This window comes from Clostridium sp. (genome assembly GCF_050717545.1).
In the GTDB taxonomy this organism is placed as follows: domain Bacteria; phylum Bacillota; class Clostridia; order Clostridiales; family Clostridiaceae; genus Clostridium_AD.
The window spans coordinates 22,245-31,569 of the sequence record NZ_JBOITN010000007.1 but is presented as its reverse complement, the minus strand read 5'-3'; the positions used below and the strand labels follow the sequence as shown (position 1 = coordinate 31,569).

The 9,325-nt window shown below is 34.3% G+C and carries 8 protein-coding genes, 2 rRNA genes and 2 other annotated features (1 of these 12 running past the window's edge); of the genes, 6 read left to right on the top strand and 4 right to left on the bottom strand.

The window, feature by feature from the left end; all coding sequences use genetic code 11:
- The 6 genes from ACREVX_RS01345 to ACREVX_RS01320 form a co-directional block, all read left to right on the top strand.
- Positions 1-93: ribosomal RNA gene (locus ACREVX_RS01345) — 23S ribosomal RNA — on the top strand; the annotation flags it as partial.
- Positions 94-221: 128 nt separating this feature from the next.
- Positions 222-338, top strand: a 5S ribosomal RNA gene (gene rrf / locus ACREVX_RS01340).
- A 192-nt stretch (positions 339-530) separates the two neighbouring features.
- Positions 531-1,520, top strand: coding sequence for a Gfo/Idh/MocA family protein (locus tag ACREVX_RS01335; protein WP_431542271.1), 990 nt, complete (start codon positions 531-533; stop codon positions 1,518-1,520).
- A gap of 495 nt (positions 1,521-2,015) precedes the next feature.
- The gene (locus ACREVX_RS01330) at positions 2,016-2,855 is read left to right on the top strand and encodes a transporter substrate-binding domain-containing protein (RefSeq protein WP_431542270.1); all 840 of its coding nucleotides are present in this window, start codon (positions 2,016-2,018) and stop codon (positions 2,853-2,855) included.
- A 67-nt stretch (positions 2,856-2,922) separates the two neighbouring features.
- Complete coding sequence (locus tag ACREVX_RS01325) at positions 2,923-3,582, top strand: amino acid ABC transporter permease (protein WP_431542269.1); 660 nt, start codon at positions 2,923-2,925, stop codon at positions 3,580-3,582.
- A gap of 35 nt (positions 3,583-3,617) precedes the next feature.
- Entirely contained in the window at positions 3,618-4,340 is a 723-nt protein-coding gene (locus ACREVX_RS01320; protein ID WP_431542272.1) for an amino acid ABC transporter ATP-binding protein, read from the top strand.
- 67 nt (positions 4,341-4,407) lie between these two features.
- Here the strand turns inward: ACREVX_RS01320 and leuA are convergent, their stop codons facing one another.
- The 4 genes from leuA to leuC all read right to left on the bottom strand — a co-directional run bounded on the left by leuA (position 4,408) and on the right by leuC (position 9,230).
- Positions 4,408-6,072, bottom strand: a complete 1,665-nt coding sequence (gene leuA, locus ACREVX_RS01315; RefSeq protein ID WP_431542267.1) for a 2-isopropylmalate synthase — start codon at positions 6,070-6,072, stop codon at positions 4,408-4,410.
- 78 nt (positions 6,073-6,150) lie between these two features.
- Positions 6,151-6,365, bottom strand: a binding site (T-box leader).
- A 32-nt stretch (positions 6,366-6,397) separates the two neighbouring features.
- Complete coding sequence (gene leuB / locus ACREVX_RS01310) at positions 6,398-7,471, bottom strand: 3-isopropylmalate dehydrogenase (protein ID WP_431542266.1); 1,074 nt, start codon at positions 7,469-7,471, stop codon at positions 6,398-6,400.
- Positions 7,471-7,962, bottom strand: coding sequence for a 3-isopropylmalate dehydratase small subunit (leuD, locus tag ACREVX_RS01305; protein WP_431542265.1), 492 nt, complete (start codon positions 7,960-7,962; stop codon positions 7,471-7,473). The genes leuB and leuD overlap by 1 nt, the downstream gene beginning before the upstream one ends.
- The gene (gene leuC / locus ACREVX_RS01300; protein WP_500861848.1) at positions 7,962-9,230 is read right to left on the bottom strand and encodes a 3-isopropylmalate dehydratase large subunit; all 1,269 of its coding nucleotides are present in this window, start codon (positions 9,228-9,230) and stop codon (positions 7,962-7,964) included. Before leuC ends, leuD begins: the two co-directional genes overlap by 1 nt.
- A gap of 81 nt (positions 9,231-9,311) precedes the next feature.
- Positions 9,312-9,325 (bottom strand) — a binding site (T-box leader) (it continues 195 nt past the right edge of the window).

Sequence of the window (9,325 nt, the reverse complement as noted above, 5' to 3'; positions counted from 1 at the left end):
GACTCCTGGAAGAACACCAGGTTGATAGGTTAGAGGTGTAAGCATGGTAACATGTTCAGCTGACTAATACTAATAAGTCGAGGGCTTGACCAAGATAAATAAATGTAACAAACATATTAATTTTGTGATACATACTTCATTCGTAAGAATGAAGCAGAGGCTTTGAGCGAGAGCGAAAAGACCAGCACTGTGCAATTTTCAGAGAATATTTATATTCTCAATCTGGTAATTATGGCATGAAGGTAACACCCCTTCCCATACCGAACAGGTCGGTTAAGCTTCAATGCGCCGATGGTACTGCAGGGGTAACCTTGTGGAAGAGTAGGTTGTCGCCAGGTAATAAAAAAAACGCTAAGTTCATCTTAGTGTTTTTTTTGCGTAAATGTTTAACGATATTTCAGAAGGAAAGTCTCACACTTCTGTAAGTGGGAGTTACTAATATATGATATACTAATATTGAAAATTAGTAATGAAACTTGAATGAATTTAATTGTAATGTAAATAGTTTGACATAAAAGGAGACGGTTAAAATGAAGACAATACGTTGGGGAATCATTGGATGCGGAAACGTTACAGAGGTTAAAAGTGGACCTGGATTTCAATTAGCAAATAATTCACAATTAGTAGCAGTAATGCGCCGTAATGGAGAATTGGCAAAGGATTATGCTAAACGTCATAATGTGCCTAAGTGGTATGATAATGCAGATGAATTAATTAATGACCCTGATGTTGATGCGGTTTATATAGCTACTCCGCCTGCATTTCATAAAGAGTACACATTAAAATGTGCTGAGGCTGGAAAACCAGTATATGTTGAAAAACCTATGGCACGTAATTTTGAGGAATGCAGTGCTATGATACAGGCATGTGAAAATGCAGGTGTTTCGTTATTTGTTGCCTATTACAGAAGGGCTTTGGACCGTTTTAATAAAGTTAAAGAAATAATAGATTCGGGTAAAATTGGAGAAATACGTTTTGTATCTGTTATCTTATATAAGAAGTTGGTTCAGATAGACTTGAAATCTGGGGAATTACCATGGAGAGTTATCCCTGAAATATCAGGAGGAGGCGAGTTTCTAGATCTTGCTTCTCACACCCTGGATGTTCTAGATTATATTTTAGGACCAATTAAGGAAGCAGTTGGTTATGCAGATAATCAAGCTAAATTATATGTGGCAGAAGATATTGTTACTGCTGCATTGTCCTTCGAGTCAGGTGTCAAGGGAACGGGAACATGGTGTTTTTCAAGTTTTACAAACTATGATATGAATGAAATTGTGGGAAGCTTAGGGAAGATATCATTTTCGACTTTTGGAGAAGAACCAGTTTTGCTGACAACAATAGAAGGTGAAGTGCAGATGAATATTGCAAAGCCTGTACATATTCAGCAGCAATTAATTCAAAGTGTTGTAAATGAACTTAACGGTCAAGGACTGTCGAAAAGTAAAGGAGTTAGTGCTGCTCGTACAACTTGGGTTATGGATGAAATTTTAAAGAATTATAGAAAAAATATGAAGTAAAATATTAATAATTTACTTCATATTATTTAATGACATTTTAGCTCCGCACGAGATGATTTAATAAAGTGGTATCGTGTTTTATGTATAAAAGGGATAGGTTTCTGAGGAAATCTATCCCTTTTATATTTTTTAACGATATTTCAATGACCCAGGAGATGATTTAACACAGATGAACAGTTATTTTGTTATTAAAACTTAGATATATTATAATATGACAAAATTGCTTCTATAATATGTTATATGAATTAATTATAAAGGAATTGGATTAGAATAGAAATGTGACATAAGTGAATATTTGGGAACTAGAACGAGTAGTAGTGGTGTTTACCATTAATTAGTTAATTTGACATGAAGCAACTTGTATATTATAATTAAGTTGTTGCATCTAAAAAATATAAGGAACTGTAAAGAATTATGAAATAATAAGACATAGCGCTGAGTCTAAAAGAGCTGGGAAACCAATGTTTCAGGAAAAAAAACAAATGGGGGTAAATAATGAAAAATTTAATCAAAACATTTTCTATTATGCTAACAGTGGTTATAACTACTACGCTTCTTTCTGCTTGTGGTAGCAAGAAAGATGATATAAAGATTGGTCTAGTTACGGGAACTACATATGGAGAAAAAGCAAAAGAATACAGTAAGATAACAGAAATTAAGACTTATAAAGATGATAATCTAAGTTTACAAGAGCTAATGAATGGAAGAATTGATGGCGTAATAACAGACAAGCTAGTTGGTCTGTATGGAATAAAACAAGCAAATTATAGCGATTTGAAAATTGTTGGTGATTTAATATATACGGAAACCATTGCAGCTGCAGTAAGACAAGAAGATGATAGTTTACGCCAAGCTATTAATAAAGCAATAGCTGAAATAATATCAGAGGGTAAATACGGAGAATTAAGCAATAAGTATTTTGGAAAAGATATTCTTGAGGGAATAGATTATAAAAAAACATTTCCAAATGACGAACCAGCAACGGATGATAGTTTAGCACGAGTTAAAAAGGCAGGAAAAATCACTTTTGCTTTAAGTGGAGGATATCCACCATTTAATTTTTTTACAGAAAATGATGAATTAACAGGGTTTGATGTTGACATGGGAAAAGCAATAGCTGAGAAGTTAGGTGTTAAATATGAACCTGTAACTGCTGATTTTAGTGGACTTCTAGAAGGACTTAGAAGTGGTCGTTATGATGGTATTTTGGGAAGTATGGCTGTTACTGATGAGAGAAGTAAAGCTATAGACTTTACTGACCCATACTACTATTCAGGTGCTCAGCTTATTGTTAATAAAGATTCAGAGATAAAAAGTATGGAAGAATTGAAATAGATAAAGGAATGTAAATTTTGCATAACATGTTCTTATTTAACATGTTATGCCTATAGGAGGAATTAATTTGGGTGGTTATGATTTCAGCATAGTTTTTGAAAAATTTCCTATGTTTTTTCCAGCTGCACTTGAAACACTTAAAATTGCGGCTGCAGCCATAATAGTTGGTGTAATTGTTGGATTGTTTATTGCGTTTGGAAGATTATCAAAAATTAAAATAATTTATTACTTGTCGACTGCATACGTGACTATAATTCGTGGGACTCCAATTATTTTACAACTTTTTATAGTATATTTTGGTCTTGCAAATATCGTGAAACTTGATCCATATCCATCAGCAATAATTGCATTTGGTGCTCATAATGCAGCATATATAGCAGAAATATTTCGTGGTGCAATACTATCTATAGATAAAGGACAGATGGAGGCAGCGCGTTCAATAGGAATGACGAATTTTCTTGCTATGAGGAGGGTTGTACTGCCACAGGCTTTCAAACGCGCAGTCCCTAATCTTGGGAATCAATTTATAATTGCTGTTAAGGATTCTTCTTTGGCAAGTACAATTGCTGTTCGTGAACTTTTATTAAAATCTCAACAGTTAGGATCTTCTAATTTTCGTTTTATGGAGTATTTATTAATTGCAGGTATTTATTATTTGATAATAACGGGTATATTAAGTATATTTGTAAATAAACTTGAAAAGAAACTTGCTGTCAATGAAAGGTAAGGAGGAGTACAATGGCAAAACGAAGTGATAATAAAATGATACGTGTTTCTAGTATTAACAAAAGCTTTGGGGATAACCAAGTATTAAAAGATATTGATCTTACGGTTTATGAAGGAGAGGTTGTAGTAGTTATAGGACCTAGTGGTTCTGGTAAGAGTACACTTCTACGATGTGTTAATTTTCTTGAGACTAGTGAGAGTGGAGAAATATACTTTGAAGAAGAGTTAATTGAGCATAAGGAAAATGCTATAAATAGAATGAGGCAAAGTGTGGGAATGGTATTTCAGCATTTTTATTTATTCCCACACATGACAGTACTTCAAAATATAATAGAAGGGCCTACTCAGGTGAAAAAGATGAAAAAAGTAGAGGCTATACCATTTGCTGAGAAATTACTTGATAAGGTAGGTTTGCTTGATAAAAAAGATTTTTACCCAGCAATGCTTTCAGGTGGTCAAAAACAAAGAGTAGCTATCGCTAGGGCGCTTGCTATGGAGCCAAAGCTGATGTTATTTGACGAGCCTACATCTGCTCTTGATCCAGAACTTGTGGGAGATGTATTAACTGTTATGAATAAGCTAGCAAGAGAAGGAATGACAATGCTTGTTGTAACTCACGAAATGGGATTTGCAAAGGAAGTAGCGGATAGAATAATATTTATGGATGAAGGCAGAATTGTAGAACAAGGTAAACCAGATTCCTTCTTTCTTAATCCTAAAAATCCTAGAGTTAAAGATTTTTTAAGTTGTATATTATAGTAAGGTTACTATAAAGCAATAATAGAAGGATCCTAAGCAAATATGTTTTAGGTTCCTTCTATTTATATTAACCTTTTCTATTAATAGCACTAAATAGAGCATTTAGTGAGGAAGTGTCAATATTTGCAGATACACCAACTCCAAAATACCTTCGCCTTTTGTATTCTATTTGTATATAAGTTGCAGCTTTTGCGGTTGAACCACCACCAAGAGCATGTTCGTCATAAGATATAAAGCTATAATCATTAATATTTGATGAATGTAGAGCATTAAAGAATGCATCTACTGGACCATTCCCAATTCCAGAAATTTTCATTTCTTTTCCACTTACTGAAATTAATGCCTGAATATTAACTATATTTTCATCTGTCTGAACATTTTGTACTGATTGGAGTGTATAACTTTTTAACAAATTAGGTGAAGATATATTTAAGTACTCATTACTAAATAAATCATAAATTTGATTTGGGCTGAGTTCTGTGCCAAGGATATCAGATTTATTTTTCACCAGTGTGCCAAAGTCAGTTTGCATTGCTTTAGGTAAAATAAAGCCAAATTCATTTTCCATTATGAAGGAGGCACCGCCTTTACCAGACTGACTGTTAATTCTGATAACTTCTTCATAATCACGTCCAACATCATGAGGATCAATTGGAAGATAAGGAATTTCCCAAAAGCTATTATTAGAGTCAAGTCGTGCTTTAAGACCTTTATTAATTGCATCTTGGTGTGAACCTGAGAATGCAGTGTATACAAGTTTTCCAGCATAAGGGTGGCGTGAGTGTACATTCATTTTAGTGCACTCCTCATACATGTCTACAATTTCATAAAGATTTGAAAAATTAAGCTCTGGGTCTATACCTTGAACATGCATGTTTAAAGCCATGACCATAATATCAAGATTTCCAGTTCGCTCACCATTACCAAATAGAGTTCCTTCAACTCTGTCAGCACCTGCAAGAATTCCAAGCTCAGATGATGCAGTGCAAGTACCACGGTCATTATGAGTATGAAGACTTATAAGAACACTCTCCCTGTTTTTAATGTTTGCACAGAACCATTCTATTTGATCAGCATAAATGTTAGGAGTGGCCATTTCAACTGTTGACGGTAAGTTTAGAATAACTTTCTTAAATGGAGTTGGTTTTAATACTTCAAGTACCGCCTCACAAATTTCAAGGGAATATTCAAGTTCTGTTCCAGTAAAACTTTCAGGGGAATATTCAAAAGAAAAGTCAGTTTCTGGGTACATATCTTTGTATAGCATTAGAAGTTTTGCACCAGTAACCCCAATATCTATAATTTCTTGTTTACTTTTGTTAAAAACAACCTTTCTTTGTAAAACTGAGGTTGAATTATAAAGGTGTACAATTGCTTTTTTTGCGCCTTTAAGAGCTTCAAAAGTTTTTTCAATTAAATGACCTCTTGATTGTGTTAAAACCTGAACAGTAACATCATCAGGAATAAGATTTTCTTCTATAAGTTTCCTTAAAAATTTGTATTCTGTATTTGAGGCAGAAGGGAAACCAACTTCAATTTCCTTAAAGCCAATATCAACAAGTATTTTGAACATCCTTACTTTTTCGTTAACAGACATAGGAATAGGGAGAGATTGGTTACCATCTCTTAAATCAACACTGCACCAAATTGGAGCTTTCGTAATTTGTTTATCAGGCCACTGACGATTTTTAATATTTATACTACCGAATGGTTTATATTTTTTATAAGACATTTAAAACACCCCTTTAAAATTATTATAAATAAATAAAAAAAGAAACTTGAATTTTAGAAAAAAAAGACTCCGCCTCAATCAAGAGGCGAAGTTTCTTCGCGGTACCACTCTAGTTAGTTTTATTACTAAAACTCACTCATTATCCTATTAACGCAGGACAAACGATCCACCTTACTTAGAGTTCAGGTAATAGCTCCCAGACGAGTTCAAAATCTTGAAATTACCGATTCACAGCTACTTCGGTTCTCTGAGAATTTCTAAAGACTTTTACTACTTCTGTTCAATGCATTTATTAGATAGTATAACATAAAAAATGATAAATTTATTATTTAATTTCTTTTGAGATAAGATCTGACATTTCTATAGTTCCTACGGATTTCATTCCGGGCCCCATAATGTCAACTGTTCTGTAGTTTTTGTCTAAAACTTTAGATACTGCATCTTCAATATCTTTTGCTGCATCTTCCATACTAAAACTATACCTAAGCATCATTGCGGCGCTCATTATAGTTGCTATTGGATTAGCAATGTCTAGTCCTGCAATATCTGGTGCAGAGCCGTGTATTGGTTCGTATATTCCAAGACTAGTGCTTCCTAAACTTGCAGAAGGAAGCATACCAAGGGATCCAGTAAGCATTGATGCTTCATCACTTAGGATATCACCAAACATATTTTCAGTTAGAATTGTATCAAATTGACTTGGATTTCTTATGAGTTGCATAGCGCAACTATCAACTAATTGTACCTCAAGAGTTACATCCGGGTAATCAACCGCCATGTTTGTAACGACGTCTCTCCAAAGTCTTGAGCTCTCAAGTACATTAGCTTTATCAACTAATGTAAGTTTTTTTGTTCTTTTTCTTGCAGTTTCAAAACCAACTTTAGCTATTCTCTCGATTTCATAAGTGGAATAGGCCATTGTGTCCCATGCTTTTTGGCCACCGCCATCTAGGTCAATTCTGGATTTTTCTCCAAAATATATTCCACCTGTAAGTTCGCGAATAACCATGATATTAATATTATCTTTTAGTATTTCGGGTTTAAGAGCTGAAGCTTCTTTTAATTGTGGAAAAAGGATTGCAGGTCTTAAGTTTGCAAAAACCTCAAGTGATTTTCTTATTCCAAGAAGTCCAGCTTCTGGTCTCAAATGGCCTGGAAGTGTATCCCACTTAGGACCACCAACAGAACCAAGTAAAACTGCATCACTATTTTTGCAAGTGTCAATAGTTTCTTGTGGAAGAGGTACTCCGGTTTTGTCTATTGCAATGCCACCCATTAGAGCATCAGTGTATTCAACTGGGAAATTATACTTTTTAGATATAACATCTAATACTTTAATTGCACCAAGAACTATCTCTGGTCCAATTCCATCTCCACGAATTACAGCTATTTTTTTCACTAAGCGTCAGTCCTTTCTTTAAGATAATTAATTAGGCCCTGTGCACTTATAATTTCTTGCATAAATGATGGGAAAGGTATTGCGTTATAAGTTTTTCCTTTTGTATTGTTTGTAATAATTCCTGTAATAACATCAATTGATATGTTGTCTCCGTCTTCAATATCTTTTGCTGCATCAGAACATTCGAGTATTGGCAGTCCTATGTTAATTGAATTACGGTAGAATATTCTTGCAAAGGTTTCAGCAATAATGCAACTAATTCCTGCAGTTTTTATAGCAAGTGGTGCATGTTCTCTTGATGATCCACAACCAAAATTTTTACCAGCAACCATAATGTCGCCAGTTTTAACTTTTGATATAAAATCCTTATCGATATCTTCCATGCAATGTGCTGCAAGTTCTTGTGCGTTTGGGGTATTAAGATATCTTGCAGGAATTATAACATCAGTATCTACATTATTACCATATTTTATAGCTTTTCCTTTAAACATTACATTACCTCCTCTGGTGAAGAAATTTTTCCGGTTATAGCAGATGCTGCAGCTACAGCTGGGCTGCAAAGATATACTTCACTACCTGGATCTCCCATTCTGCCAACAAAATTTCTATTTGTAGTAGAAAGAGCCCTTTCGCCTTTTGCAAGTACTCCCATGTATCCACCAAGGCAAGGTCCACAAGTTGGAGTACTTACTGCAATTCCAGCTTCTATGAATATTTCAATTAAACCTTCTCTAAGTGCCTGAAGGTAAATTTTTTGAGTAGCTGGGAAAATTAGTGTTCTTAATTTAGGATGAACGGTTTTACCTTTAAAGATACTTGCAGCCATTCTAAGATCTTCTATTCTTCCGTTAGTACAAGAACCAATAACTACTTGATCTAGGATTACTTCACCAACTTCATCTATAGTTCTAGTATTATCTGGAAGGTGTGGGAATGCTACTGTTGGTCTTATAGTACTTAAATCAATTTCTATTACTCTAGAATACTGAGCATCAGCGTCAGCACTAAAAATAATAGGGGTTTTAGTTGAATGTTCTTTTACATAATCTAAAGTTATATTATCAACCTCAAATATTCCGTTTTTAGCACCAGCTTCAATAGCCATATTAGCTATTGTAAATCGATCATCTATAGATAAATTGGCAACGCCAGGACCTGTGTATTCCATTGACTTATAAAGTGCACCATCTACGCCTATCATTCCTATGATATGGAGTATTACATCTTTACCACATACCCATTTTTGCATTTTACCTGTTAAAACAAATTTTATTGCTTCAGGAATTTTAAACCAACATTTTCCGCTTGCCATTCCAGCTGCCATGTCAGTGCTTCCAACTCCCGTTGAAAAGGCACCTAAAGCACCATATGTACAAGTGTGAGAATCTGCGCCTATTACAACATCACCAGTTACTACTAGTCCTTTTTCTGGAAGTAGTGCATGCTCTATACCCATTTGGCCTACCTCAAAAAAGTTTTCAATACCTTTTTCGTATGCAAATTCACGTATGCATTTACATTGCTCAGCAGATTTAATATCTTTATTTGGACTAAAATGATCTGGGACAATTGCAATTTTCTTTTTATCGAAAACATCTTTAACACCCATCTTGTTGAATTCATTAACCGCTACTGGTGTTGTTATATCGTTTCCTAAAACTAAATCAAGATCTGCCATAACTAATTGTCCAGCTTTTACTAGTTTTAAGCCAGAATGTGATGCCAGTATTTTTTGTGTCATTGTCATTCCCATATTAATTTTAAACCTCCTTATTAGAACTAAAAAACTTTGTATTGTTAGGTTTTGTTTATTTTATTGTATAAAAAAAACAGCACTCCAGCCTGGGGCGAGAG

Excerpts from the sequence above, each read along its gene's own strand:
- ACREVX_RS01330 (WP_431542270.1), top strand. The coding sequence starts at position 2,016 with ATGAAAAATTTAATCAAAACATTTTCTATTATGCTAACAGTGGTTATA.
- ACREVX_RS01320 (WP_431542272.1), top strand. The coding sequence starts at position 3,618 with ATGATACGTGTTTCTAGTATTAACAAAAGCTTTGGGGATAACCAAGTA.
- leuA (WP_431542267.1), bottom strand. The coding sequence starts at position 6,072 with ATGTCTTATAAAAAATATAAACCATTCGGTAGTATAAATATTAAAAAT.
- leuD (WP_431542265.1), bottom strand. The coding sequence starts at position 7,962 with ATGTTTAAAGGAAAAGCTATAAAATATGGTAATAATGTAGATACTGAT.
- ACREVX_RS01335 (WP_431542271.1), top strand. The coding sequence starts at position 531 with ATGAAGACAATACGTTGGGGAATCATTGGATGCGGAAACGTTACAGAG.